Here is a 25,808-nt window from a genome sequence, read left to right as displayed (position 1 = left end):
TCTTTCTGAAACCTTGTCGATGGCCTGAACGTGAGAGGCTCCCATGCGCTCGATTGACTATCTCAGCATGCTCCTTCAGACTATCCCTGACCTGGTCTGGCTCAAGGATCTGCAAGGGGTGTATGTGCTGTGCAACCCTGCCTTCGAGCGTTTTGTGGCGTTGCCCAAGGACGATGTGATCGGCAAGACCGATGCAGTGCTCTTCAGTGCTGAGCAAGCCGCTTTCTTTCGCGAGAACGAGATGGCGGTGATCGCAGCAGGTCGTCCGAGCACCAATGAGGCGTGGGTGACCTGTGTTGCCGACGGGAGAGACTACCTCTTTCGGACGATCAAAACACCGATGTACGATCGTGCTGGCGGATTGATCGGCGTGCATGGCATTGCGCGTGACATCACCGCTCTCCACGAAACCCAGGCGGCCTTGCGTGAGAGCGAACTGCGCTACCGCACCCTTTTCGAGACCCTGGTGCAGGGCGTCGTGTACCAGAATGTGCAAGAGGAATTGCGCCGCGCGAATGCCGAACGTGACCGGGCGCTGAACTTTAGCCAATCGCTTCTTGCCGCGATCCCCGTCCCCGTCTTTTCAAAAGACTGCGAAGGCCGCTACCTTGACTGCAACCGGGCCTTTGCCGAAATGGTGGGCAAGACGCCCGAGCAGTTGCAGGGCAAGACAGTGCAAGAGCTCTGGCCTTCGTCGCTAAGCACCGTCTACGAGACGCACGATCTCGCGATGATCGAGCATGGTGGCACCCAGACGTACGAGGCGCAGGTTATTGACCAGCACGGACAGAGGCGTGACGTTCTGTTTGTGAAAGATGTCTTCCGTGACGAGGCGGGCAACAGCGCGGGCATCATTGGCGCATTCATTGATATCACCGAGCGCAAGCAAGCTGAAGCTGAGCTTGATCGCTACCGGCAACATCTCCAGGATCTGGTTGAAGAGCGCACCCAGGAGTTGCAAGAAGCGTATCGACTCTTGGAGGAGAGTGCTCGTCGCCTTGCGCTTGCGACCGGCTCGGCTGGCATCGGGGTCTGGGAACGTGATCGCGAGCGGGAACTCTTGATCTGGGATGACCAGATGTGTACCCTCTATGGCATTGACCCGCGAGCGTTTGATGGTCGCACTGAAACCTGGCTAGCCTGTCTGCACCCTGACGATGTTGAGCGGGCGCTTGCCGCGACCGAGCGAGCCATGCGCGACCAGCAAGAGTATGTCACCGAGTTTCGCATTGTTTTGCCTGATGGCCGTATTCGCCATATTGCGACCCATGCCCAGATCGAGCGTGATGCGGCAGGCACACCGCGCCGGGTGCTTGGCGTCAACTGGGACATCACGGCGCGCAAGGAAGCTGAGATCGCGCAGCACGAAACGGTCGCACTGCTGCGGGCAACGCTGGAGTCCATTCCCGATGGAATCATGGTAATGGGAATGGGCGGCGACTGTATCATCTTCAACCAGGCTTTTCTTGATCTCTTCCACTTTCCATCAGACTTTGCCGTTTTTACGCGCATGGGCTTCATCGGGCATATCAAACAGATGGTCAGAGATCCGGAAGATTTCCGTGCGAAGATCGAGCAACGCTTTCGGTCTCCTGATGAGCACGGTGTCGATATGATCGAATTGCTTGATGGACGGATCATCGAACGGCACAATGCGCCCTACCGCGTCCACGATGAAACCCGCGGTATTGTTTCGTATTACCAGGACATCACCGCACGTCGACAGATCGAGCGTGATCTCGAGCGTGCCCGCGCCGCCGCCGAGGCTGCGAGCCGTGCCAAGAGTTCATTTCTGGCGAACATGAGCCACGAAATCCGCACGCCGATGAATGCAATCGTTGGCCTGACCCACCTGCTGCTGCGCAATACTTCTGATGCTCGCCAGCGTGATCAACTCAACCGGGTCATTGATGCCGCCCAGCACCTCTTGGCGATTATCAACAATATCCTCGATATCTCGAAGATCGAGGCCGGCAAACTGGGTCTCGAAGCTGCCGACTTTGCGCTTGACCAGGTGATCCGGAATGTAAGCGACCTGGTGATTGAAAAGGCCCATGCGAAGGGCCTAGAGGTTGTGTATGCCCTGGATGCGCGGTTGCCGCCATTGCTCCACGGTGATCCGCTGCGGCTGGGCCAGATCTTGCTCAACTTCACTAGCAATGCGATCAAGTTCACTGATCAGGGTACTATTGTGCTGCGAGTTCGCATCATCAAGGAGGATGAACAAAAGTTGCTCGTGCGCTTTGAGGTCGAAGATACCGGGATCGGGATCGCCCCCGACGTGCAACTGCGACTCTTCGAGGTCTTCGAGCAAGCCGACAGTTCGACCGAGCGCAAATATGGCGGCACCGGGCTGGGTCTGGCGATCAGCAAACGTCTGGTGCAGCTTATGAACGGACGCTTGGGGGTAAACAGTGTGGTCGGCCAGGGCAGTTGCTTCTGGTTCGAGGTGCCACTTGGCAAAAGCGCGAGTCGCCTGCAGCCCCGCCGTCTTGGTTCCAACTTGCAAGGGTTGCGCGTTCTGATCGTGGATGATCTAGAGGCTGCGCGTGATGTGCTTGGCGAAATGCTGAGGGCCATGGGCCTTGTCGTTGATCTGGTGGCATCCGGGGTTGACGCCCTGGCTGCGGTGCAACATGCCGATCAAAAGGGAGAGCCTTACGCAATGGTGTTTATCGACTGGCACATGCCTGGTCTGGACGGCGTCGAAACGGCTCGTCGTATGCGGCTGCTTCCGCTGACGCTCGCACCAACCTGTTTGATGATCACTGCCTTTGGGCAGCGTGTGCCCAAAGAAGATCTGGAGCGGGCCGGCTTTGCCGCCTTTCTGCTCAAGCCTGTGACGGCTTCGATCCTCTTTGATACGCTGGTCGAGGTGCTCGAGGGGCGCCAGTTGAACGAGGTCGAGTCTCGCCCACCTTCGCCTGAACTTGCACTGATGATGCGTCGCAATGCCCGCATCCTGCTTGTCGAGGACAATCCGATCAATCAGGAAGTAGCCCTGGATCTGCTCCGCGAAATTGGCTTTATGGCTGATCTCGCGCAGAATGGACAGATCGCAGTCGATCGCGTGCGGGAGACCGAGATTACCTATGACCTGATCCTCATGGACATCCAGATGCCGGTGCTTGACGGCCTCGCCGCGACGCGCATGATCCGTATGCTCCCCGGCTATGAGCAGACGCCTATCCTGGCTCTCACTGCCGGTGCTTTCGAGGAGGATCGCCAGCGCTGTCTGCTGGCTGGGATGAACGGTTTTGTTGCCAAGCCGGTTATTCCTGAGGATCTCTACGCCACCCTAGCAACATGGCTGCCAGCCGAAGCTGTGGCTATGGAGACCACCGAGTCGATCGATGCCTTGGCGTCACTGCGTGAGGCTCTGGCAGCTATTCCCGGTCTTGACCCTATCCAGGGGCTCAGGAATGTCCATGGCAAGCCGAAGACCTACGCACGACTGCTGCGCAAGTACGCCGAGACGCATCGTGAGGATATGGATCAGTTACGAGCTTGCCTGAGCGTTGATGATCGGGTAGCGGCGCGGCGCATTGCCCATTCGCTGAAAAGCTCTGCTGCGACTCTTGGCATCAACCGGGTTCACGCGTTGGCCGCTGAGCTGGAGGCGTTGATCCGGGCTGAACAAGGCGACGAGGCAATCCAGGGGTTGACCTTTGTGATCGAGGAGGAGCAGCACCGTATTGCCGACGCTATCGTGTGTGCTATCCCTGCGCCATCGGCCCTGCGGGTGGACAACGTCAACGCTGTGCATCTGCGCACAGTGATCGATGAATTGATGGCCTTGCTCTTACAGGATGATCTGCAGGCCCACGCGGTTTATCGTCGCCACGAGCCGTTGTTGCGCAGTGCCCTAGGTGGGTATGCCACCATCCTTGCTCGGCAGATGGATGCTTTTGCAATGGAGGAGGCTGTGATTACGCTGCGCACGGCGCTCGGTGCGCTTGACCCAATTGCCTCTGAAGGGGCATAGGAGTGCCGATGTCAGTTGGCTGAGCTGGAAGCCGACTGATGGTCTTCCAGTAAATGATCCGCTATGCGCCGGATGCCGTGGGGCTGAAGCCCTCGGCTAGGGGAAGCGAAGCCCGCCTGTGCGGGCTAGACCGGATTAATTTCTGGAAGGCCATAAGTCGGCACTACCGGATGCCAGCGGCGCTCTCTGATTTACATTTGGGCAAGGTTTCAGGTTACTTTACAGTTTGGAGGCCTCCATCGTGTCCTGATGCGCTCGGCTATTTCCTATTTTCTAGCTCCTAAATCCTTGTCTTGCCAAGAAAACGTGCCCCGGCATGGCGTGCCCCGGCGATATTGCGAGCGACTGGCCCGAGTTCGAGTTCGGCGAGCGCCCCGGTGACGTAGAGGCCGGGTGCCCAGATGAGCGATGGTGAGACGATCGGGTAGCCACAAGGGGCGATGGGCAGTTCGTAGGTGGCAATCGCCTCGTCGAGCCACGCCCCGCCAGGGCGATGGGGGGCAAAGCCGGTTGCCAGTAGCACATGGTGCGTGTGCAGCGTCTGGTTCGGGAGTTCCAGGCTCGTGGTGCCATCTGGCTCAATGCTGGCCTGCGCTACTTCGCCCTGCACAATGCGCAGGCAGCCGCGGCGTTCGGCGCGGCGCAGGGCACGGGCAACATCGTCGGGCATGCTCCCGGGCCGTCGTGCGCCAGTGATGAGCGCCCGGCGGTGGCAGACGTCGGGCTCATCGTGGAAGCCACGCAATTCCTTTGGCCCGACCCAGCCCGGTGGACTATCAAAGGCCTCGACCCGCAGCGCATGGCGCATGAGCAGCGTCACCCGTCCCGGGGTTGTCTGGGCGAGCGCCACGGCGACCTGGGCGGCGCTTATCCCTCCGCCAAGGACAACCGTGTGATCGCCTGGGTTGTCGTTGGCCCAGAGCAATTCGCACGAGGCGGCATCTTCACATGAGACGGGGCTAGGATCAATACCTTGCAAAGAAGGCGATTGTTTTGACGCAAAGGCGCAAAGGCGCAAAGTTTTTAGCGTACGTGAGCGAACCCTTCGCGCCTTCGCGCCTTCGCGTGAGCTTACTTGAAAAGTATTGGGGCTAGGATCGCATGCATCGGGTTCATAGAGATGGCGCACACTTGCGCCAGCGGCTCGCAACGCTTGCGCCCAGTCCGGCCAGCGTGGTTGCTCGCCGGTGCTTAGCGCGAGCAGCACGTGCCGCGCAGCGAGGCTGCCCTGGTTGGTCTCGACCAACCAGCCATGTGGGATGCGCCTGAGCCCGGTAGCACGTCCGCGCAGGTGCAGCTGAGCGAGCCCGTACTGTTCGATCAGCGCCTGGCAATGGTCGCGAAACAGCCCGAGGGCGGGGCGGCGATAGGGGCCGCGAAACTGGGTGGCCTGGAGCCCACGCCGTCGGGCAAAATGCCAGAGATCGTGCGGGTCAAGGGCGAGATGATGCACCAGCGTCGAGCGCAGATAGGTCATGCCAGTGGCCGAGGTGCAACGATCCCAGTGGGCCAGCAGATGCGCGTGGGGATCGAGGATGCGCAGTCGCTCGGCGGGAACCCCGGCCCGCGCCGTCAGGACAAGCGCCAGATGAGTACCGTGGAGGCCGCCGCCAATGATGAGCCAGTCAAGCATTGGTGTTGCTCACCGTTCCACATCTTTGAGTTTGAGACCACGGTCACGCAGCGCGAGCATCAGCCCCTTCTTCTCGATCTCGCGCAGCGCAGCCGCCGATAAGCGCAGGCGCACAAAGCGTTGTTCTTCGGGCCCCCAGATCCGGTGATAGTGCAGATTTGGCTCCCAGCGACGGTTGGTACGCCGTTTTGAAAACGAGACATTGTGGCCGTAGGATGGTTTGCGGCCCGTCAAATCACAGCGCTTTGCCATTGCTCACGCTCCTTTCGTACGTGTCGTCATCATCGTCGTCGTCATCGTCATACGCCTCGAGAAACTCCCATGACCCGAAGGGATCAGCGAAGTGGGCCCACTCGTCAGGGCCGAGGGCCATTTCGCGCTCGGTCAGCAGACAGGCATCGAGCTCGGCACGCAGAGCTGCCTCGTCCAGATCCTGCCCAATCAGGACTAGCTCCTGGCGTCGGTCGCCCCAGGTTGCGTCCCAGCGATTGACGAGGAACAACTCGTGCTCAGGATCCTCGGGCACGGCATCCTCGGGCAGGGCGGCCCACCAGCGGCCACCTGGCTCAACGCGGCAGGCACCGCCGGCCTGCGACCAAACGCCGTTCAACTCCATACGCGTCGCCAACCAGAAGAGACCCTTGGAGCGGAGCACACCGGGCCAGGGCTGGTTGATCAGGTTCCAGAAACGCTGAGGATGAAACGGACGGCGGGCGCGGTAGACAAAACTGGTGATCCCGTACTCCTCGGTCTCGGGCACATGCTCGCCACGCAGTTCCTTGAGCCAGCCAGGGGACTGAGCGGCGTGTTCAAAGTCGAAGCGACCGGTATTGAGGATCGCGTTGAGCGGCACCTGACCGAAGTGCGAGCGCATGATCTGGGCATCGGGATTGAGCTTGTGCAGCAGCGCCTCGAGCTGATCAAGCTCGTCGGGCTCAACCAGATCGGTCTTGTTCAATACCAGGACATCGGCGAACTCGATCTGATCGACCAGCAAATCGACCACATTCCGCTCATCGCCTTCACCGGCATCGAGGTTACGGTCGCGCAGTTCATCGAGCGACGCAAAATCCTGGGTAAAGTTAAAGGCATCGATCACCGTCACCATCGTATCGAGGCGAGCGAGATCGCCGAGATTGACGCCATCAGGTCCGGGGAAGGTAAAGGTCTCGGCGACCGGGAGCGGCTCGGAGATCCCGGTCGACTCGATCAGCAAATAATTGAAACGGCCTTCGCGGGCGAGGCGCGCCACCTCAACGAGCAGATCCTCGCGGAGGGTACAGCAAATACAGCCGTTGGACATCTCGACGAGACGCTCTTCGGTACGACTGAGCGCGGCCCCGCCAGCGCGGACGAGCTGCCCATCAATATTGACCTCGCTCATATCATTGACGATCACCGCGACCCGCAAGTCCTCACGATTCGCAAGCACATGGTTGAGCAGCGTCGTCTTGCCCGAGCCAAGAAACCCTGAGAGCACCGTCACGGGCAAGCGATGCGGAGGTACGGGAGTTGCTGTCATAAGTGATACATTCTATCAATGGTTTCTAACAAAAAAGAACGACTTCAAGGCGAGTCGATTATGCTGGTAATGATAGAATATATCATTGTGCCTGTCAAGGAGCGAGCGTCAAACAAGCAGGGCGATTACATCTTCCGTTGGTGCGTGCCGCCATGCGCGCGGATCACGCTCGTCCGCCCAGACCGTCGGCGTCAACGCCTCGGCGACGCAGGGCAAAGCCGGCCTGCGCCGGCTGGATGAGGCCACGCAGGTGGCCTTGGCTGTCCAGGAGCCGAGCCGTTGACGGCCACGGCAGGAAAAGGTATGTCCGTGATGTGGCGCGGCTTTGCCGCGCCACATCACGGATACACCTATGTTATACTGTACACGGAAACGTATAAAACTCTCGGCGGGGGAGGCCTGGCATGGTACGACTGGGATTTGTCGTGCGGGCGATTGGGCGCCCGGGGTTGGCAAGTGGCGGCAGGCGTGAGCGAGGGGCACATTTGAGCCTGGATCTCGCACGGCTCGGCGATATGGTGGGGTATCTGGGGCAGATCCAGGTGCGCTACTACCGGGCAGCGCTGGCGCTGACGGCATACGATGGCTTTGGGCAACTGGCAGCGTGTGCTGATCAACTCGATCTGCTCGCCGCACGAGTCGCGCAGGCGGGCATCCGCATCACGTTGCACCTTGAGCATGGGCTCACGCTGGCGAGCGCTGAGGCTGAGCTAGCGCAGCGAAGTGCGGCGACGATCGAGGCGGCGGCGGCGCTGCTCGCAGCGCTTGATGGGCAGCGCCGTTCAGCGCAAATCGAGGGCATCATCGTGGCGCATCTTGGGGCGGCGGCGGATGATCCGCTGAGTTACCGTCGGTTTGCGCTGCGTTACCGAGCGCTCTCGCCGCGGGCGCGGGCGCGACTGGCGCTTGAGCATGAAGCCAATGGGCCGAGTCTTGGGCAATTGCTGGTCTTGCACGAGCAGTGCGGGGTACCGCTTGTCTTTGACACGTTGCACTGGGAATTGCACAACCCCGAGGGCTTCAGTCTGCCCATGGCGCTCGGGTTAGCGCTGGCAACCTGGCCGCCTGGGACGCGGCCCGAGGTGCATCTGAGCACGCAGCGCACCGAGGCGCACCTCTTGCCGGGGCGAGCCGGGACACCGATGCGCATTGTTGCGCCGCGGGTGGGGCAACATGCTGACTTCATCGCCCCGGGCGACCTGATCCGGCTCTTGGTTGCGGCGCGTGGCTTGCCGGCTTTTGACATCATGCTCGAAGCGAAAGGGGGTGATCTGGCACTGGCGCGGTTGCGGAACGACCTTGCGCGGTCAGCACCAGATCTTGCTGCGAGGCTTAGCTGAGGCAGCGGGCGGGTAGGGGTGGAAGCAATTCCCTACAAATAAGGTTGACTCGGGTTGACGCAACGGCGCAAAGCGGCGCATGCAGATCCATCAAACCTTCGCGCCTCTGCGCCTTTGCGTCAAATATCCCGCCTTATTTGCAGGGCAAAGCATCAATGCAACCAGGGCTTGCCAACGGGGAGCACATCGCGGCCAAAGAGATCCTGGAAGATCAGGTGGGCCATCACATACCATGCCATTGCGGCGCAGACCATCAGCACATAGCCAGCGACAACCGTCAGGCCAGGGAAACCAAAGTGAGCAAGGGCGAGCAGAATAAAGCCGGCGAGCAGCAGGGTGAAAGTCATCGCGAGTGCCCCATTGACGCGCATCGAACCAACCCAGAGAATGCTGGTAAAGAGCGCCCAGACGACCATAAACCAGCCGATATCAGTGGTGCTCGACGCAAAGAACTTCAACTCATTGCCAATCAAAAGCAGACCGAGCGCGATCCAGAACGAGCCATAGGAAGTAAACGCGGCATAGCCAAAATTATTACCCGTCTTTTGCTCTTGGAGGCCAGCGATAAACTGAGCGAGGCCACCAAAGATCAGACCGAGCCAGATCACCGGGCCAATCCCAGTCCAACCAACATTATGGAACTGCAACATCATCGTCGTAAGGCCAAACGCCGCGAGACCAACAACCGCCGGATTCCCAAGTTTTTGCTCGATCTGAGTCGTGACTGCCGCTGCGGGCTTCGCCGTTTCTTTGGCCGTCAGTTTGCCTGCATGTCCTGTTAACATCGTACCCCTCCTATATGCCGAAACTACTTTATAGATCATTCCTAACTGGGTTGTACACAAGAGTGTCGGCTTTAGCCGGCTAACGTCGGCACTCCTCAGACACAAATCGGCTAGAACTGCTCTCTGATATGAAGCTTGGTGTTGCTTGACCGCAAGAATGTAGCTCTCAGCATACACGAAAAATACGCCATGTGAGGTATGAATAGTTTACATTAGGACAAAAGGAGGGCAACCATGTAAAGTTTTTGTAAAAGCAAAAAAAGTCACAAAAAAGAGACTTCAAAAACATCGCTTCTTTATGACTAATCGCAGCATGACGATAAAAGCGACCGCTTCTGCGCCCAGGGTAAATGGGCATAGAGTGCATTGCAAAGGGCTGCATGTGACTATATGTGAGCCAACGTAGGATCAAGCCACCCCCGAACGTGCGCTGAGTTTTGCGCAGCCAAAACCAACGGCAACAGCACAAAACTGACCGCAACTATGTAAAATTTTGGTAAAGCCAATTATGAAGAAGGCGCAGCATTGCGCACAAGCAACTTGGTCAACTCGGCGCAGCTAAAGAGCACCATCGCATTGATGTAGGTCCAGAGCTGCAGCGCAAAGATGGTACCGATCGCGCCATAGATGCTCATGCCACTAAAAAACCGGATATAGAGCCCGAGGCCATAGGTTGTGATCAAGACCGCGACGGCGCAGACCAGACCGGGCACAACAATATCGCGCAGGCGCAGGAGGACAGGAGGCATCACCCAGAGCAAAAGCATAAAGATCAGGCTATAGAGAAAGAGCAAGATCAACGGAGCGAGCAGCGAACTCAGGGTACTGCCGATCAGAGGCAGATCGTTGAGCAACGCACGGGCAAGATTAAGCACAAGATAGATGAGCAAGCCAACGGTTACGATGACCGGGGCGAGAAAGACGATGCCAAACGCGATCAAGGCATCAATGATGCGTCCCGGCAGCGTTGCGCGGAGACGCCCGAGCAAAGAAGTTGCGGGACGGACAGGCTGCTCGTTGCGCCAGATCCAGCGAAAGGCATAGCGAAGAAAACGAAAGCCCGACGAAGCGCTAAAGAGCAGCATCCCCACACTCACCCCGGCGACCAGCAGCGACTGATTCTGCACCCGTTCCAGAAACGTCGTCAGGATATCGGCGAAGGTCGGGCCAGCAAAACCTGTAAGCTGACGGACAAAACGATCAGCCGCAGCTACATCAACGATGCCCAGCACGAGGCCCGGCAGCGAAATGATCAAGATCAGCAGCGGCACCGTTGAGAGCGTACCATAGTAGACGAGCGCCGCGCTGAGGGCACGGCCGCCATCGTCTTTGAAGGCAGCGTAGGTGCCCCACACCAGTACCAGCAGGCGGGCGAGGTCATGGCGGATTTTCTCACCTACTGAACCGAGCATCGACGAGGAACGGTGCTCAGGTTGTAGCGACATTGGCATTCCAGTCCGCAAGAAACGCATCAGCCTGAGCCTCGCCATCGGCGATCAGATTCAGCAGAAAATCGCGATCACGGTTCAGTTTCGAGATATAACTGAGGCGTGCATTCAATTCCGGGCTCATCCCAATCGAGTGAATATCCACTGCTTTCAACCCGAGATCCTTGAGTTGCCCCTGGCGTACCCATTTTGAAACCTTGTTAATCACATCGAGTTCGTGGTTGAGCGAAAGATTGCCAGCAAGCGCATTGCGGCGATCCTCGATCTCCTCAATGCTCGTTGGTTCCTGGCTAATGCGCTGCGAATTAATGCGCACCACCCAGATCTCATCCGGCTTGAGCGCCGGATCAATGCCCACCACAAGCTGGCGCACCGGCGGATTCTGCGAAAAGAGCCCGTCCCAGTAGAACTCATCATCGATCTTGATCGCCTGGAACAGGGTTGGCAGGGTTGTTGAGGCAAGCACCGCATCGGTACTAATCTCAGCCTTCATCGAATCGAAGGCTTTAAACGTACCAGCCAGAACCGCAATCGCACCAAGCAACAAACGGGGCTGATTGACTGGCTGTTGTATTTCATCGACATGAAAATACTTCTCAAGCAACATCCGCAGATCGAGAAACTCGGGGCGGGGCGCGAATTGCTTCAGCAAGTCATTTGCCAGCATCATCTGAGGCGTATACGGACTCGACTTTAGGGCTGGAAGCTTGCCGCGCACTTGCATATTCAGCAGCGTCATCGTCCAATCATTCCACAGGCGTTCCCATGGCAACTGAGGCGCATTATCGAGCCAGAAATCTTGGAGGTTCGCACTAACCTGCTCACGCTGCCATTCGCCACGTTCCACCTTGATCAAGCCATACCAGGCGAGGGCGGCGCAGATTGCCCCACCGGAGGTACCAGTCAACGCACAGATCTGATAGCGGCCATGGGCCTCATCACGCAGCAACGACTTCAGCACCCCGGCGGTAAAGGCCGTATGGCTGCCCCCGCCCTGACAGGCAATCGCGACCCGGCGTGGACTTGTTTGGCTAGACATAACAGTTTCCTCAATTCTGTAAGCGCAAAAGGTTGACCCGTGTTGACGCAAAGACGCAAAGGCGCAAAGCTATGGATGGAGCTAGATCAAACCTTAGCGCCTTTGCGCCTTTGCGTCAAATTCTCCGAGCCTTTACTTACGGAAACGGATGGAGAAAGCGTTGGATTTCGACGCGATAGCCATCGGGATCGCGGGCAAAGAAATGATAGATCCGATAGCGCGGATTTTCGCGGGGCGGCGCATCGACGGAAACCCCGCCAGTGGCGAGGCGCTCATACCACTGATCAACCTCGGTGGTCACGAGGGTCAGGATCAAACGATCATCAGCCGCGAGCGGCCCCTGCTCGTGCTGACAGAGGCCAACAAACGCACCGGGCGCAACCTGATAGATCTGAATACCGCCCTGATCGAGCACCAGCTTTAGCCCCAAAATCTGACTATAAAACTGATAACTACGCGCAAGATCGATGACCGGAAAGAAGAGGATGTGGCTGTCAAACATAGCGTGTGTCCTTGGGGTTAAGGCAAGGAAATAGGAAATAGGAAATAGCCGAGCGCAGCGTTGTGCCCTAGCGTCTTTGCGTCAACCGTCGGCTTGAACGTATTATCCTGGGGTATTATATAGCAACCTGAACGGGTTTGTAAAAGGGTGTTGTGCTGGTACGTGTTCACGTTTGGCTAACAGGCAAGTCTGGGAGCGAGGGCGTCCCGCCCTTGAAGGGGCATCCCGAGGGCGGGGCGCCCTCCTTCCCAGGAGAAGTGTGAACACTTGCTCGTGCTGCGGCAGCGTCTGCGGAGGGTTTTGGGGTGTAACCCAAGTTCACCGAATATTAATGACGAGTAAGGAAGAACGAAATGGCATGGATTGTCCTCATCATCGCGGGCCTGATGGAAATGGCGTGGGCTTTGCTCTTAAAACAGACGCAAGGGTTCACCCAAATGGTTCCAACCATTGGCTTCATCATCACCCTGAGCCTGAGCATGGGACTGCTCGGCTACGCCTTGCGCACGCTACCGGTGGGCACCGCGTACGCCGTCTGGACAGGCATTGGCGCAGCGGGCACCGCCATTGTCGGCATGATCTGGCTTGGCGAACCACGGGACGCGTTAAAGCTCATCTCGTTAGCCATGCTGATCGGCGGCATCATCGGCTTACGGCTGAGCGCCGGGGAGTAGATTCTGCCACAACCGGTTCAGCTTTGCTGAACCGGTTGCGGCAGCCATGGCAAAGAAGCACATGGTTGATCGCATGGTATAATCAGGGGAACGTCAGCCGGAGTGGCGAAAAGGCAAACGCTGCGGTCTTAAAAACCGCTGGGGGCAACCCCTTACGGGTTCGAGTCCCGTCTCCGGCACCAGCATTGCAAAGCCATAAAACGCCTCCGGGTCGGTCGCCAAGATCGGCCCGGAGGCGTTTTATGCAGCCAAGCATGTAGCCAACGTCAGAGCGTCTGTAGCCGTCCACGGCGGTATGTAGCCATACGCCAGGTGTGCGTTGATGAGGTGCTCGGAAATTCCTTACAACTTCGAGCCTGCTCCGGCCACCCCGACACTGAAGTTTGCCCCATAACGTATCCCGCACATCCGAGCGATTTCACGCGATACTCTAACCATCGGCCCAAGCAATGATAGCCCAGGAGGTTAGAGATGAACAGCAACCGCACCGCCCGCGACTACCGAGCGACGCTCGCCCTGGCCGCCTTCGTCCTGTTTGCCTTTGTGCTGCTCGCCGCGCTGCTGGCCCCCGGTGCTATCCCACTGCTGCCGACGCTGCCGGCGCTGATCGAGTTGCTGCGCGTCGCGCTGCGGGCGCTGGACGGGGGCTGAGCGCGCGAAGGTGGGCGAAGCGTCAGGCCGCTGGCGCCTCGCCCATCTCGTCGAGTCGGCGCAGTTCCTCGCGGGCCTCGGCGAGCTCGCGGCGCATGCCAAGGCGCTCGAAGAGGTCGATGGCTTCGGCGAGAGCGGCGCGAGCGGCAGAGGTCTCGTTTTGGCGAGAATGTAGTCTCGACAGTCCTTGGTAGATAAATGCTAGGCTTACGCGATCTTGATACTGTTCTGCGCGCCTTTGAGCTTCTGCTAACAAAATAGTAGGACGCTCTACCGTGCCCTTGGCTAGATCAACAAAAGCTAGCCATGCCATATTTGTTACAATATACCTTTGATGGTCGTGAAATGTGACTTCTGCCAGTGATTGCTCGAAGTAGTCTTGGGCGACATCATATTCGCCCCGCTCATAATGACAATACCCCAACCACAGCCTGTTTGAAAACATACAATTGCGCGAGTACTTATGAGCTTGTGCCAATCCTTCCTCCCAAGCATCTTTTGCTGTGCCTAGATCCGCACAAGCTCGTGAATAGAGAGCTATTGCATGGAAGTATTCGAAAACACTGTCTCCTTTTGCATCTAACGGTTTGCACAATCGACTCAGTTGCTCTAATGCTTCCCGTGCTTCCTCTAAGTTACCTTGCTTGCTTTTTAAATGAACCATAAACGCGAGTCCATTAAGTTCTGCCTCGAGATTTTGGGTATGCTGTGCAGCCATAGCTTGTAGCGAGTAAACCTGAGCGCTAGCATCCCAAAGTCCTCTTTGGTGAAAGTAGTAACTCGATCCTTTACATAGACGCAGGGTTTCTGTGTATTTCCTGCTGTCAAAAGCCCAAGAAATTACATGTCTTATATTCTCCTGTTCTGAATCTAGCACATTTAACGCATCCAAATTATCCCAGCAATAGCCTACATTTTCAACTAACCTCGAATACCAGGCGATCCACCTGATTCTTGCGTCTTCTTCGAAATTCTCAAACTGCCGAAGTTGTACAAGACCAAATGATCGCACGAGAGGATGGAGCGTGTATCGTGGCTCCGTATTAACATGCAAGTGCTGCACATCAAGCAGCGCAAGATCCGCGAGACGCTCTACTGCTCGGTCGAAGGCAAACCCCTGGACATCAGCGCTGGCACTGAGTGCTTCGGCACTCGCGTTGGTTGGGAAGAATGTGGCAACTAGGAGTACGCGTCGAGCGGCTTCGTCAAGGAGTGACCAGGCACGATCAAAGAGGTCAGCGAAAAGCTCGCCACGGGCTGCGTACAGATCATCAACCACCTGCTGCAAGGGGCGCCGTTCGTATTTGAGCAGCCCCAGGGTGATGGTCAAGGCTTTGGGGTTGCCGCCCGTAGCCGCGAGCAAGGGTTCCACCTGGTCTGGTGCGCCAATGAGTTGATCGATCTTGAGCAGGCGGGCACGTTCGTGGATCAATTGCCACGCCTCGCTGTCACTCATCCCGCGCAACTCCACCGGCCAGCCGCCGCGCCGATATTCGCGGCGGTATTCGCGGGTGGTGATCAGGGTTTTGCTCGGTTCGGGTAGGTTCAGGAGCCAGGCGATCAGGGCGCCGTCGGTGATGGTCTCGACGTTGTCGAGGCAGACGAGCACCCGCTGGCGGCGCAACAGTTGCTCGACCTCGCGGCGTTTTTCGTCGTGCTCGAACTGGGTGAAGCCGGGGTAGTCGAGCGTGCGGGCGATCTCGTCGAGCACGATGCTGAGGTTGGTCGTGCCTGGGCGGTCTTTGTCGCTGACCCAGACCGCTGCATCGAACCGTGCCGGGCTGTTCTCGTCTTTCAGGCAGGCGTCGGCAACTTCGCGAGCGAGACTGGTCTTGCCGTTGCCGCCCAGGCCGACGATGATTACCGCCGCCGAGCGTTTGCTCAGGCCGTCCAGCACCTCAGCAAAGGCTTCGGCACGCATCACAAACTGGCTATAGGTTGGGGCCGGCAGGTTCTGGTAGACCCGTGGTGGCCGCGGGCGCGCCGGGCCGAGGGGACAGAGGCGGTCGAGCAACTGGTCGGCCTGGTGGTACCGTGCGGCGTGCAGGAAGCGCTGCAGCCACTCACGCGAGAAGAGGCCGCGCCGAACGGCAGCTTCGGCGATGATTTCGATGGTGCGCGGGTCGGGGGGCAGGAAACCAGCCTTGTAGCGCTGGATCGCTGAGCCGGCCAGGCCAACCTGCTCGGCCAGTTCCTCCTCGATGATCGGCGCGGTCTTGCCTTCATAGGTGGCAATACTGTTGATGGCGCCCTTGAGCAGGCGGCCAAAGGTCTCGCTACGGTTACGCATCGTCGTTCTCCTGGCAGGCGCATGAACGAGGCGATCCTGGTGTTTTGCGAGCCTGGGTGCGCGGGCGGCCTGCCCGCTTCGGGAGCACAAGCGGGCGGGCCGCCCGCGCACCCAGGCGCATATCAGAACCCTTCGTTGACAAACTATGACCCCACCTGACCATCTTGCCTTGTCGGCACGCGGAGATGTCGGCGCAGGCACGCGGAAATTTCGGTATCGCCCTGGTGGAAAGATCCGCGTGGCCTGGGGGCTACATCGGTGCTGGTTTGTAGTTTACTACAGCCAGGAACAGTGTACACGCCGAGAGGAGGCCCCCAATGGAGATCGTATCACTGATTGCTCTGGTCGTCGCCCTTATGGCCCTGTTTGGCGGATTCTTTCGCACCCCGCCAGCGCCGCAGGTCATCTACATTCCGGTGCCCCAGCCCGAGCCGGCCGCATCGGGTGGCGGTTGCCTGCCTCTGATCATGACCGCTCTGGTGATGCTGGTGCTGTTGGGCGTGATCCGCTTCTGAGGGATAGGCGGGCCGCTTGTTCTCGAACGAGATGGTTGATTCTTTCAGCCACGAAAGAACGTAAAGAACACCCATTGGTTGATTCTTTCAGCCACAAAAGAACACAAAGAACGCAAAGAACACTCATTGGTCCTGCTTCACACCTGGGGGCAGCGTTGCCGCTGGGAGTGTGGGCGGGCCGCCCGGGCTCCCAGGAGACAGGAGACGTTGGAACAGGCACGCTCTTTGGCGGGCGCTCAGGCCGTCTACGAGCCGCCCAGGTGGCATACCTGACCCTGTCAGCAAGCCGTAGGGTGTCAATGCTTGAACCGCAAACATCACAGGTGCTCTCTTGGGAGATACGGCGTCGAGGCGCTGTAGAGGTCACACTCGCTCATTACGTAAATGGGTACGATTCGTTTGACAGGTGAGCGCATTTGTTCTATGATATTCTGGCTCTAGGCATCAACTCGACGCCTAGGTCTCCTGGGGTAACGGCTATGGATGAAGCTACGCTCCGCCAATTGATTGCCGGAGGCGAAACCCCGACGGTCGAGTTCAAGAGCAGTGCTGCTCGCCCGATCGACATCGCTGAGCGCATGTGTGGGATGGCCAACAACCGCGCCGGCGGGATGATCATCTTTGGGATTGAGGACGCCACGCGGGCGATCGTCGGCGTCCGTCAACCAAGCCTCACCCAGGACCACATCCTGCGTGCTTCGCGGATGATCAAGCCGCCCGTCTCGCTCGCAGAAACGAGTGTGCAGACGTGGCTGCTTGACGGGCACACCCTGGTGAGCGTCGAGGTGCCTGGAAACTCTGGTCGGCTCTATCAGTACAACGGCGCGTGCTTCGTTCGCCGCGGCACGACGACCGTGCCCTTGTCGATCGAGGAGATCAATGCCTTCCTCAATGCGTATGAGCCGTCACGCTGGGAGCTGTCGATTGCCCGAAACACGGCCGTCGAGGATCTTGATCCCGAGGCGCTCGACCGCTACTTCGCAAGCCGGTCGCCCGAGAGCCGGGCACGCCAGCGCCATAGCTCTGAAACCGAGATGCTCATCGGCCTCAAGGCGGTGGCCGACGACCCGCAGACTGGCGAGGCTCGCCCCACGCATGCCGGCCTCCTGATGTTCGGCTACGACCCGCAGCTTTACCTGCCGCAGAGCGAGGTCGTCTGCATTAAGTACGCCGACACCCAGGGCATCCGCACCTACATCGACCGCAAAAACTTCGTGGGAACGATGCCTGAACTGATCGACAAGGCGAGCAGCTTTCTGCGGCAGTATATCCGCGTGGGGGCAACGATCCGCGGCTTTTACCGCGAGGACGAGCCCGAATATCCCTATGAAGCCCTCCGCGAGGCAGTGGTCAACGCGGTGGTTCACCGCGACTACGCCCGCTCTGGCGAGACGGTGCGCGTCTTTCTGTACTCCGACCGCGTTGAGATCCGCAGCCCAGGGGCTTTACTGCCCGGCGTCTCGCTCGACGACCTGGTCGCGCTCCGGGTCACCTCAGTACCGCGCAACCCCGTGCTGGCTGGGTTGCTCCGCGATCTGCCCGGGTACATGGAGCGTATCGGCTCCGGGATCCGCTTGATGCTTCGCGAGATGGAAGCCCTGGGCCTCCCGCCGCCGGAGTTCTCCGAGCATTTCGACTTTGTCGTGACCTTCCGCAACAGGGGGAAGGCGGTGGAGCCGGACGGGCTGAACGAGCGCCAATTGAAGGCGCTGGAGATGGTGCGGGTGGCCGGAAGCATCAGCACCAGCGAGTACTGCGCTGCGACGGGGGTCTCGCCAAGCACCGGCCTGCGTGACTTGACCGAACTTGCCGCGCACGGGCTGCTCGTCGCCCGTGGAAAGCGCCGGGCCAAGCGCTTCTATCTGCCCTGAGTGGCTCGTTTTTCGCCATACCATTTCGTCATGCATGACGAAATGGTGTGACGAAATCTGATGTTTACGATAGGTGTGATGGCGCGTGTGGGGCACGATCACCGCTTCTTGCCCGGGATGCGAGCACCACGTTGACTTCCGCCGGCCAATTTCGTCATGGCTTTTCGTCAGCGATGATGAAATCGGCGTGGAAATGCTCCACTCCCGCGCCGACTACCTGGTGCTCTCTTGTGCGGCGGCCGAGCCCACGTTGAACCTGGCCTGACCTCAATCTTCCTCATCGTCGTCCTCGATCGTGCGGAGGCGATCGACCGCGTGCTGCCGTTGCTCTTCGTTGTCTGTTTCCAATGCCGAAAGCGTTGCCCCATTCGCATTCGGCGGGGGCTTCGTTGCCGCAGCGCCAGGGTCTCCCTCAGTGAACAGCCCGTCGAGGAGGTTGACCGCCTCGCGCTGGACCTCGGGGAGCACGTGCCCATAGGTGTTCATCGTGGTCGAGATTTGGGAATGGCCCAGGATCTCCATCTCGAACATCATCAACTCAAAAGGCTCCTTGATCGTTGAACAAAGCCTCGAAAGCTATGAGGCGCTCGGGATTGACGTCGTGTTTGAAACGGTATTACCTGAACTGGAAGGGACAAACCAGGCGATTACTGACTTTAGAGTCTCGGGTATCTTTTATTATATGTTGATCATCTCAACGTATTCGGACGAGTAATACCAAACGGCGCGTTGATACTCCTCGGCGGGCAACTCGCCCAGCCGGAAGGCTTCCTGCAAGACCCGGCGCAGGGCAGAGAGGATCTTGTTCGCCGTGGCCGGGGCGTAGCGTTCGACGAGGGTGGCGCGGAGGGCAATGGTGTGGGCGTAGCGCACGGCTCCCCAGGGGGTGTGGAGGCAGCGCACGTCCTGGCCGTCGGTCGTGCGCACCTCGGCCACGCCGAGCAAGGCGGCCACGGTGTTCAAGGCTTCGCGCATGGTACGCTGCGAGCCGGGGCCGAGGCTGGCGAGGTAGAGGGCAGCGGCGTTCGGGCGACCGGTGTCCGAGTCACGGGCGATCAGGTCGCCCTCGCAGGGTGGTTCCCGGTCAGCTGGTGGGGTCGGCGGGGCCGGATGGGTCATGGGGGCCTCCGTGGACAATAGGTTGTGAGAATCGTCATTCTCACGACCTATTTTACCACCTCGCCCGCCCCCAGCCCGCACACCCGTGCGTCGCTGCGGGGAAGGGCAGCGGACACACGGGTGGGTGGTCGAATCGTCGGGCGACGCAGGGCGGCGCGACGACCCTGTGCCTGGACATCGGGGGCGAGGATCCGGTTGGTGGCTCCGCGCTCGTGTGGTCTGGGGGGCGATGGACGAGCAGGGCCGTTCGGCGTACCCGCGCTCGCCTGTGGTGCGGCCCTGGGCGTCGATAGCGCGTGCAGGGCCGTTCGGCGCACCTGTGATCATTGAGGATGCCTGATCCCGCCCTCTTCGTTCGCGTTGCCTGCGGTGCGGTCGGAGTGTTGGGGACGATCAGGGCTGATCATCGAAACCGCGCCCGGGCGTTAGATTCCGTTCCATTTCTCTCGGGGGCCCGTTGATATGTCAGAGCGCGCCCCCAATGCGGTTGTTGGCTTACTCCAATCCCGCATCCCGATCCTGACGCAAATAAATCACAAACTCGTGTCGTTCAATTCCAAATGTGTCAAGTAACCGGCCAATGCGTTTGGCGATCTCATTGGCCGAGTAATTTGACTCTGCATAGATACCATGCACAAGTGCCAGGGGCATCCGGAGTTCTTTGGGGTTGCGCGAGAAGTCGCGGTTGCCACGTCGTGTGATAAAGGTTTCGGTATCAGGGAGTTGACGAAAGTGTTCGGGATCAAGTTTGGCTAACAGGAGACAAACCAATTTATACACACTCTGCCAGGTGACGATGTCTTTATAAGCGTGCCCTTGCAGCACGAAGCCATAGGGTCGTTTGTAGCTGAACTGCTCATCCAGCGCGTGGGGTGTCTCCCGATCAAGCTCGCGGATGATACGCTCGTTCTCAGCCGCATCATTTCGGCCTTTCTCGGCAGGCATCGGCGTTTCAACCAGCACATGGGTAAACTGCTGAATGAGCGACGAAAGTTCAGAGGCATGTAGATTAAATTCCGCCATACGCTCGTTATAGGTGCGTTTAAAAGCTACCCCTTCCTCTAAGGCCTGGAGATCGTTGTGGTCAATATTCAGCCAGATGTCATCGGAGAGCGCCAGCAGTGCTTCGCGAACTTGTTCGAGGTCGGTCAAGATCTGCCGAACCCGTGACTCAACCACACCGTAGTCACTCGAAAGATGTGCCGTCACCTCTCGGCGAGGTTGTTCGGCAGGAGCCCTATGCCTGGGCAGATCAGCGCTAGCCTCTTGCTGAGGCGGGGTTGGTTCCTGGGGTTTCATGCGATGAGATCCTTCTAGATTGTTTGCGACAACCTGCAACGCATAGGTGCGATGACCCAAATGACGAAAGCGAGAGCGTTGCCGATGTTGTTTGATAGCGATTTCATTGCCTTCACCTCATGCCTGGAAACGGCCTCCCTCATGAACGATGTTCGATCAACTCAGCGAGGAAGTCACGTACGACCCCGCGCTGGAGCAGATCGTGGTACGGCTGGTTACGGAAGTTGCGCAGACACTCGTAACAACTCGTCTCAGGGCCGCAACAGGCGTGCTGAACACGCTGGAAGGCGCTCGTGAGCACGAGAGGGAGTTCCTGCGCGATGTATTGGACATGGCCCGCTCCGCCTGGGACATTATCGTAGAGGATCAGTGCTGGGGCTGCGCCCGCCGTATACCGGTAGAGTGTGCCATCAAGATCGTCACGCCGGATACCAAGGCCCTGAGACGCTCCTTCGAGGAGCGCGTAGACGAGCGACCGCCAGAGGATGTCATGAGTGGGGGTTGCCCGTGTGCCTAAGAAGCGTAACTCAACCACATCGGTGAGGAAATCATGACCAAGGTGATAGGTTTGAAGCATGCCCGAACACTCGTGGCCTTTCAGCAGGTGGCTGTGGGTTGGCTGTTTCGCTTTGCTGCGGGTGCGCTTCCCTACTGGGGGTGCCTCCGGAGCAGGCTGGGCGTAGCCGCAACTCTGGCAGATCTGGAAGCCGCGTCCCTGTGGCCCGGCATTGACCAGCACGAGACGGCCAAAGCGTGAGTAACGTTGTTGCACTATGCCATGTGGCCCAGATAGTTCGGGCACGATCGTCAGCTCAGTCTCGCTCCTCACTCCGTTGGAGCCAGGGGCATACTCTGCGAAGTAGACCCGCGAGGCGTAACTCCGTCGCGGACGGCTCTCGCCAGACGCCTTTGGCTTATCAGCAGCAACAAAGCCAAACTCTGGTTTGATGAAGGTGCCATGGAAACGGGATGATGTCTGGAGTTGCTGTCCACAGGCCGCACATGTGGTCAAGTTTGCCTGATTGCCAGTGCCAAGATGGAATCGACCACACTGTGCGCAGATGGCGTAATTGAAGCTACGCCACTCCTTCTGCGGCTGCTTGTAGAGCCCGGCCCCCACCCAGATGCGCTTCGCCGCGACGAGTTCGGCACCGGGGGCGTATTCGGCAATGGCAATGCGGAGGTCACGCTGGAGTTCGACCTTGCTGGCCTCGGGAATGCTGAGGTGGTTGGTCTTCAATTCGACCAGATCGGTCGGGAAGCCATACTTGGGGAGAATGTTGCGTGAGCCAAGGAAGCCGAGCAGGGAGCGCCAGCGAATCGTGTTGCGTACGTGCAAGTAGTGCTTGCTCAGGTTGTACTTTTGCGCCGCTGCAGCCTCTTGCTCGAGCACCTGGTAGCGCTCCAGTTCCTCGACGAGTTCCACCGTGACCAGATCCACCAGGTCGAGCAGACCATCGCCTTCGTCAGTGCGTAACCAAGCCCACGTTTCCACGCCAAGTTCTGCCTGCACTGCGCTGGGGACAATTCGCCTCAGGCTTGCTTGCACTGCCTGAGGGTGGGTTTCAGCAAACGTGCGTAACAGGTCACTGCCCGAGGTCTGTCCGTCATCGGGCTGAAAGAAGTCGCCTACCTGCTTAAAGATCCGGCCGTGCGTCTGGTGCATCTCACGGAAGAAGGCGGCGATGAGCACGGCTTGCATATGACGGCGTGCGATTTTGGGGTTGCTCAGGGTAATGCGTGGTGGGTTGACCCGCCCCGCGACAATGCGCACCGGTTCGCTATAATGAGTCAGGTCGTGCGAGCGCCGCTGCGCATAGGTTACGACGAAGGCCGCCGTGTCCGTGCGCCGCCCGGCCCGGCCAGCGCGCTGCACGTAGTTGGCCGTCGTTGGTGGGACGTTGCGCATCAAGACGGTCTGGAGATCGCCGACATCCACGCCTAGTTCAAAGGTGGTTGAGCAACTCAGGACGTTGATCGCCCCATTGATGAAGCGCTCCTGGATCTTCCCCGCCTCTTCGCTGATCCACTGCGCCGTATGCTCTTCAGCTGATAGGGGGATCGGCACCATGCGTTGATACAGGGTGCGGTAGTGATTGTGTGCCAGGGAGACATCGTCCTCGGTGAGGGGTATCAGGGTTCCCGCACAGCGATGCGTGGGGCAGAGACCGCGGAGGTTCAAGGCGGTTACACTGCCACAGGTCGGGCAACGGGCGAAGCTTGCTCCAGGTGCTGGGACATACTCCCAAAATTCGTGACTCAACTGGTAGATGATCCCGGCAACTTTGTCGCGCTTGGCAACAAGGTGGGCTTGCCAGCAGGAGCGCGGCTCGGTCAGGTGCGTCCAGATTCCGCTGAGAGTCGCGCGTGCGATTCCATCACGGGTGGCGGTATCCATATCTGGTTGAAGCTGGCCGAGCAGTCGATCAAGCAGGTCGAGGCGCTTGTTACGACCACGCACAGGGACCCAACTCAGGACGCGTTGACGTCCGCTCGAGCCATGGCCGCGCACAGCGAGCTCATAGTTGCGAGGGGCAAAATGCTCGGACGTGATGTCTACATCTTCGTGAATGGTGAGCACGCCCTGCTGACGGAGCGTATCAAGCAGCAGGGCCAGCAGGATCCAACTCTCATCGCTGCTGAGGTTCCAGGGTGCTTCTAACAGCGCCTGAGGTGCCCGCCACTGTGCGGGCTGCACCAGACGAATAGCGAGCAAGCCGAGCCCTTCGAGGCTCATACGACGGTCGGTGGCCATGAACTCCTGCTGCAGCCAGGTTGCGACAATGCTACGGCGTTCGATGCTACTCTGGTGCTGGCGAAAGACCTGAGCTGCTTCGGCCTGCTTGCGCAGTGGGACGATCACGTCCTGGAGGCGCAAGAGCCCGGCTGGGCCATCACGATGCTCCTGCAGGGTCTTCAAGAGTAAGCGTCGTTGCAGCACATGGCTGTAGGTGCGTTCGAGGTAGGGGGCGAAGAAGGCGGCATCCTGGCGACTATCCGAGAAGATGAGCAGCTTGCGCCCCTCACCCGGCAACGCCTGGGCTTGTTCATCACGGGCAGGGGGCAGGTGCTGGTAGAGCGCCGTGGCGAGGACGCTGACGGGCGCATCTTGTCCAGTGAGGAACCGGTAGATGAGCGTATTCCCCGTGCGTGCGCCACACTCGATGCATGCCTTGGGTTCGCCGGCATCGTTCAACGGCACCTCGCTAAGTGCGATGGGCAACGCCTGGGAGCCGCAGCTGCAACCGGGTTGCGTGCCCGCCGTCAGGGTCCCGCAGCGCAGACAACCGCATACGTGCCCGACCTCGCCGGGCTGCTCATCGAGATCATCACCGACCGCAGCACGCTCATCTTCATCATCGTCCGCAGCCTCCGAACTGAGCAAGAAATAGGCCTTGTTGCCTTCGAAGAGGGCATCGCTCGCCGTAAGTTGATCAAACGTCCGCGCTCCTGTTGGCCCAGGTTGTTCGCGCCCCACGAGGTAGGTTGCACCACAGCGGGAGCAACTCGCCAACTCAACGACGCGGGCGGCACACTCCGGACAGCTTTCGTGGCGACTGAGCAAGATATGTGGCTTGCCATCCGCATGTTCCTGGTGGTTGAAACAGGCAAAGGCACCTTCGAGCGAACGCGCAAAGACGTGGTAGCGAGCTGGCAAAAGGGCCAGACTCTCGGGATCAGGCCGTGCCCGCACCGCCAGATCGATCAGATCGACGAGTATGTCGGTCGCGGCAGGTGTGGCGGGGAAGAGCTGTTCCGCCGCTCTAGCAAGCAGCAGCGGTTGTTGCGCGAGCAATTCACGCAAGCGGTGCAGGCGGCCATCACCACGCAGGATCGCATAGCACCAGACATCAATGCTCTGGGCAAGCCCCTGCGGTACCGTCAACGGAGGCTCGTTGACAAGCGCTTGCTGCCAACGCTGCTGAGCCATCTGACGGGCCTCCCGCTGCTGCGCATGCGCTAGGTAGCCTGTCGTCGCATGCTCAAGCTGATCGAGCGCCGTGATCAGATCAGTGCAAACCTGGGCTGCACCAACCGCCTGGCGGAGCGCCTCGTAGCAACTCGGCTCAGGCTCGCCCCAGATGGATCCAAGCTCGCTCACTGGCACCCGCGAAGCCTCGATCACATCCTGGTGCGCAGGATCGTCAGCGTTCCAGGCAAAGGGCTCGCCAAACAGATTCGTGGCGTACTGCACCGCTGCTGGAAAGTCGGGCCGCCCACGTCCCAGGGTGGCACTGGTGGCAATGCAACGTACGTGGCCGGTAGCGCCCCCAACCACCCGTTCCTTGAGCCGCCGTAACAGCATCGCAATTTCAATGCCATTGGCCCCATCGTAGATATGCGCTTCGTCGAGCACGATGAAACGCCAGTGCTGCCCGGTAGCGCCATCAAAGAATGAACAGTCCTCGGGCCGCAGCAGCAGATACTCGAGCATCGCGTAGTTGGTAAGCAACAGGTGCGGGGGCTTTTCCCGCAAATGCTCACGGTCAATGAGTTCATTCGGATGCAGCATCTCACCCGGAAACTGATCGTAGAAACGGTCTTCAGCCCGATCACGCCGCTCCTCGGTCTCCCCCGTATAGCGCCCAAAGGTGATCGCCGGAAAGTTCGCCAGGATGCGCCGCAGCCGTTTCAGTTGGTCGTTGGCGAGCGCGTTCATTGGGTAGAGCAGCAACGCCCGCACCCCCGGTTCGGCCAACGTCCCGGAGGCCTGCTCACGCAACAGGTGATCGAGAACCGGGATGAGGAAACTCTCTGTTTTGCCTGAACCGGTGCCGGTCGCCACAATCACATTCCGCTGATGCTGCACGGCATGCAGCACCGCTTGCTCCTGGTGCAGATGGAGCGGACGATCCCAGGGCAAGGCGGGAGGAGAGCAGAGCGTACCAAACCCAGCGTGTAGCACCCCATCGGCAACCAGTTGTTCCAGCGTGCGTCCCTGCTGGAAGGGCGGTGCGGCTTCAATCAGGGGGCCTTTCACCAGGCGTTCTGGTGTATCAAGCGCCTGAGCAAAGGCCGACCGCAACTGCGGGTCACGAAAGGGATAGATCGTCTTGAGATAGCGCAGGTACGTTGCGCGAAGATGATCCGTTGTATGAAGCGGGTGGAGCAGTTGCATGGCGCCTACCTTTTTC

The 25,808-nt window shown here is 59.3% G+C and carries 18 protein-coding genes and 1 tRNA gene; 7 read left to right on the top strand and 12 right to left on the bottom strand.

Annotated features, from left to right (window positions below; translation table 11 throughout):
- Positions 1-43 precede the first annotated feature (43 nt).
- Positions 44-3,985: a PAS domain S-box protein gene (locus tag EKD05_RS15715; protein WP_129674388.1), complete on the top strand. Its 3,942-nt coding sequence runs from the start codon at positions 44-46 to the stop codon at positions 3,983-3,985.
- Between the two features lie 280 nt (positions 3,986-4,265).
- Here the strand turns inward: EKD05_RS15715 and EKD05_RS15710 are convergent, their stop codons facing one another.
- The 3 genes from EKD05_RS15710 to zigA are packed head-to-tail and all read right to left on the bottom strand — an operon-like array spanning position 4,266 to position 7,140.
- Positions 4,266-5,618 carry an FAD/NAD(P)-binding protein gene (locus EKD05_RS15710; RefSeq protein ID WP_240695809.1) on the bottom strand — a complete coding sequence of 451 codons (1,353 nt, stop codon included), beginning with the start codon at positions 5,616-5,618 and terminating at the stop codon, positions 4,266-4,268.
- A gap of 9 nt (positions 5,619-5,627) precedes the next feature.
- Complete coding sequence (gene rpmB, locus EKD05_RS15705) at positions 5,628-5,870, bottom strand: 50S ribosomal protein L28 (protein WP_129674386.1); 243 nt, start codon at positions 5,868-5,870, stop codon at positions 5,628-5,630.
- Positions 5,854-7,140 (bottom strand): zinc metallochaperone GTPase ZigA, encoded by a 1,287-nt coding sequence (gene zigA, locus EKD05_RS15700; protein WP_129674384.1) that lies wholly within the window; start codon positions 7,138-7,140, stop codon positions 5,854-5,856. The genes rpmB and zigA overlap by 17 nt, the downstream gene beginning before the upstream one ends.
- A 404-nt stretch (positions 7,141-7,544) precedes the next feature.
- On the opposite strand from zigA, the gene EKD05_RS15695 reads away from it, so the two are divergent.
- A complete protein-coding gene (locus EKD05_RS15695; RefSeq protein WP_129674381.1) occupies positions 7,545-8,480 on the top strand; it encodes a UV damage endonuclease UvsE in 936 nt (311 codons plus the stop codon).
- Positions 8,481-8,632: 152 nt separating this feature from the next.
- Here EKD05_RS15695 and EKD05_RS15690 read toward each other — a convergent pair whose 3' ends face one another.
- The 4 genes from EKD05_RS15690 to EKD05_RS15675 form a co-directional block, all read right to left on the bottom strand.
- On the bottom strand, positions 8,633-9,265 hold the full coding sequence (locus EKD05_RS15690) for an acetate uptake transporter family protein (protein WP_129674379.1): 633 nt from the start codon (positions 9,263-9,265) through the stop codon (positions 8,633-8,635).
- A 506-nt stretch (positions 9,266-9,771) separates the two neighbouring features.
- On the bottom strand, positions 9,772-10,710 hold the full coding sequence (locus tag EKD05_RS15685; RefSeq protein ID WP_165360762.1) for a YihY/virulence factor BrkB family protein: 939 nt from the start codon (positions 10,708-10,710) through the stop codon (positions 9,772-9,774).
- Positions 10,694-11,752 (bottom strand): patatin-like phospholipase family protein, encoded by a 1,059-nt coding sequence (locus EKD05_RS15680; protein WP_129674375.1) that lies wholly within the window; start codon positions 11,750-11,752, stop codon positions 10,694-10,696. The genes EKD05_RS15685 and EKD05_RS15680 overlap by 17 nt, the downstream gene beginning before the upstream one ends.
- Before the next feature lie 136 nt (positions 11,753-11,888).
- Positions 11,889-12,254: a VOC family protein gene (locus EKD05_RS15675; protein WP_129674373.1), complete on the bottom strand. Its 366-nt coding sequence runs from the start codon at positions 12,252-12,254 to the stop codon at positions 11,889-11,891.
- A gap of 353 nt (positions 12,255-12,607) precedes the next feature.
- On the opposite strand from EKD05_RS15675, the gene EKD05_RS15670 reads away from it, so the two are divergent.
- The 3 genes from EKD05_RS15670 to EKD05_RS15660 all read left to right on the top strand — a co-directional run bounded on the left by EKD05_RS15670 (position 12,608) and on the right by EKD05_RS15660 (position 13,579).
- Positions 12,608-12,928, top strand: a complete 321-nt coding sequence (locus EKD05_RS15670; RefSeq protein WP_129674371.1) for a multidrug efflux SMR transporter — start codon at positions 12,608-12,610, stop codon at positions 12,926-12,928.
- Between the two features lie 96 nt (positions 12,929-13,024).
- Positions 13,025-13,110, top strand: a tRNA-Leu gene (locus tag EKD05_RS15665).
- 289 nt (positions 13,111-13,399) lie between these two features.
- Entirely contained in the window at positions 13,400-13,579 is a 180-nt protein-coding gene (locus EKD05_RS15660) for a hypothetical protein (protein ID WP_129674369.1), read from the top strand.
- Positions 13,580-13,601: 22 nt separating this feature from the next.
- Here the strand turns inward: EKD05_RS15660 and EKD05_RS15655 are convergent, their stop codons facing one another.
- Positions 13,602-15,869 carry an NB-ARC domain-containing protein gene (locus tag EKD05_RS15655; RefSeq protein WP_129674367.1) on the bottom strand — a complete coding sequence of 756 codons (2,268 nt, stop codon included), beginning with the start codon at positions 15,867-15,869 and terminating at the stop codon, positions 13,602-13,604.
- A 317-nt stretch (positions 15,870-16,186) separates the two neighbouring features.
- On the opposite strand from EKD05_RS15655, the gene EKD05_RS15650 reads away from it, so the two are divergent.
- Together EKD05_RS15650 and EKD05_RS15645 are read left to right on the top strand one after the other, a co-directional pair.
- Entirely contained in the window at positions 16,187-16,384 is a 198-nt protein-coding gene (locus EKD05_RS15650; RefSeq protein ID WP_129674365.1) for a hypothetical protein, read from the top strand.
- A gap of 479 nt (positions 16,385-16,863) precedes the next feature.
- Positions 16,864-18,255: a helix-turn-helix domain-containing protein gene (locus tag EKD05_RS15645; protein ID WP_129674363.1), complete on the top strand. Its 1,392-nt coding sequence runs from the start codon at positions 16,864-16,866 to the stop codon at positions 18,253-18,255.
- Between the two features lie 267 nt (positions 18,256-18,522).
- On the opposite strand, the gene EKD05_RS26380 is transcribed toward EKD05_RS15645, so the two are convergent.
- The 4 genes from EKD05_RS26380 to EKD05_RS15620 all read right to left on the bottom strand — a co-directional run bounded on the left by EKD05_RS26380 (position 18,523) and on the right by EKD05_RS15620 (position 25,792).
- The gene (locus EKD05_RS26380; protein WP_205703958.1) at positions 18,523-18,789 is read right to left on the bottom strand and encodes a hypothetical protein; all 267 of its coding nucleotides are present in this window, start codon (positions 18,787-18,789) and stop codon (positions 18,523-18,525) included.
- A 144-nt stretch (positions 18,790-18,933) separates the two neighbouring features.
- Positions 18,934-19,374, bottom strand: a complete 441-nt coding sequence (locus tag EKD05_RS15635) for a hypothetical protein (RefSeq protein WP_129674361.1) — start codon at positions 19,372-19,374, stop codon at positions 18,934-18,936.
- Positions 19,375-19,869: 495 nt separating this feature from the next.
- Entirely contained in the window at positions 19,870-20,673 is an 804-nt protein-coding gene (locus EKD05_RS15625) for a hypothetical protein (RefSeq protein ID WP_205703957.1), read from the bottom strand.
- 139 nt (positions 20,674-20,812) lie between these two features.
- Positions 20,813-25,792: a DEAD/DEAH box helicase gene (locus tag EKD05_RS15620; RefSeq protein ID WP_129674357.1), complete on the bottom strand. Its 4,980-nt coding sequence runs from the start codon at positions 25,790-25,792 to the stop codon at positions 20,813-20,815.
- Positions 25,793-25,808 lie beyond the last annotated feature (16 nt).

Source organism: Candidatus Chloroploca sp. Khr17 (assembly GCF_004138165.1).
In the GTDB taxonomy this organism is placed as follows: Bacteria; Chloroflexota; Chloroflexia; order Chloroflexales; family Chloroflexaceae; genus Chloroploca.
The sequence above is the reverse complement of the archived record's forward strand: the minus strand, read 5'-3'. Positions and strand labels throughout refer to the sequence as shown.

What these genes read in the sequence shown, in the direction of transcription:
- EKD05_RS26380 (WP_205703958.1), bottom strand. Translation starts at nt 18,789, where the DNA reads ATGATGTTCGAGATGGAGATCCTGGGCCATTCCCAAATCTCGACCACG.
- EKD05_RS15690 (WP_129674379.1), bottom strand. Translation starts at nt 9,265, where the DNA reads ATGTTAACAGGACATGCAGGCAAACTGACGGCCAAAGAAACGGCGAAG.
- EKD05_RS15685 (WP_165360762.1), bottom strand. Translation starts at nt 10,710, where the DNA reads ATGTCGCTACAACCTGAGCACCGTTCCTCGTCGATGCTCGGTTCAGTA.
- EKD05_RS15635 (WP_129674361.1), bottom strand. Translation starts at nt 19,374, where the DNA reads ATGACCCATCCGGCCCCGCCGACCCCACCAGCTGACCGGGAACCACCC.
- EKD05_RS15620 (WP_129674357.1), bottom strand. Translation starts at nt 25,792, where the DNA reads ATGCAACTGCTCCACCCGCTTCATACAACGGATCATCTTCGCGCAACG.
- rpmB (WP_129674386.1), bottom strand. Translation starts at nt 5,870, where the DNA reads ATGGCAAAGCGCTGTGATTTGACGGGCCGCAAACCATCCTACGGCCAC.
- EKD05_RS15660 (WP_129674369.1), top strand. Translation starts at nt 13,400, where the DNA reads ATGAACAGCAACCGCACCGCCCGCGACTACCGAGCGACGCTCGCCCTG.
- EKD05_RS15695 (WP_129674381.1), top strand. Translation starts at nt 7,545, where the DNA reads ATGGTACGACTGGGATTTGTCGTGCGGGCGATTGGGCGCCCGGGGTTG.
- EKD05_RS15680 (WP_129674375.1), bottom strand. Translation starts at nt 11,752, where the DNA reads ATGTCTAGCCAAACAAGTCCACGCCGGGTCGCGATTGCCTGTCAGGGC.
- EKD05_RS15625 (WP_205703957.1), bottom strand. Translation starts at nt 20,673, where the DNA reads ATGAAACCCCAGGAACCAACCCCGCCTCAGCAAGAGGCTAGCGCTGAT.
- EKD05_RS15645 (WP_129674363.1), top strand. Translation starts at nt 16,864, where the DNA reads ATGGATGAAGCTACGCTCCGCCAATTGATTGCCGGAGGCGAAACCCCG.
- EKD05_RS15655 (WP_129674367.1), bottom strand. Translation starts at nt 15,869, where the DNA reads ATGCGTAACCGTAGCGAGACCTTTGGCCGCCTGCTCAAGGGCGCCATC.
- zigA (WP_129674384.1), bottom strand. Translation starts at nt 7,140, where the DNA reads ATGACAGCAACTCCCGTACCTCCGCATCGCTTGCCCGTGACGGTGCTC.
- EKD05_RS15715 (WP_129674388.1), top strand. Translation starts at nt 44, where the DNA reads ATGCGCTCGATTGACTATCTCAGCATGCTCCTTCAGACTATCCCTGAC.
- EKD05_RS15670 (WP_129674371.1), top strand. Translation starts at nt 12,608, where the DNA reads ATGGCATGGATTGTCCTCATCATCGCGGGCCTGATGGAAATGGCGTGG.
- EKD05_RS15650 (WP_129674365.1), top strand. Translation starts at nt 16,187, where the DNA reads ATGGAGATCGTATCACTGATTGCTCTGGTCGTCGCCCTTATGGCCCTG.
- EKD05_RS15675 (WP_129674373.1), bottom strand. Translation starts at nt 12,254, where the DNA reads ATGTTTGACAGCCACATCCTCTTCTTTCCGGTCATCGATCTTGCGCGT.
- EKD05_RS15710 (WP_240695809.1), bottom strand. Translation starts at nt 5,618, where the DNA reads ATGCTTGACTGGCTCATCATTGGCGGCGGCCTCCACGGTACTCATCTG.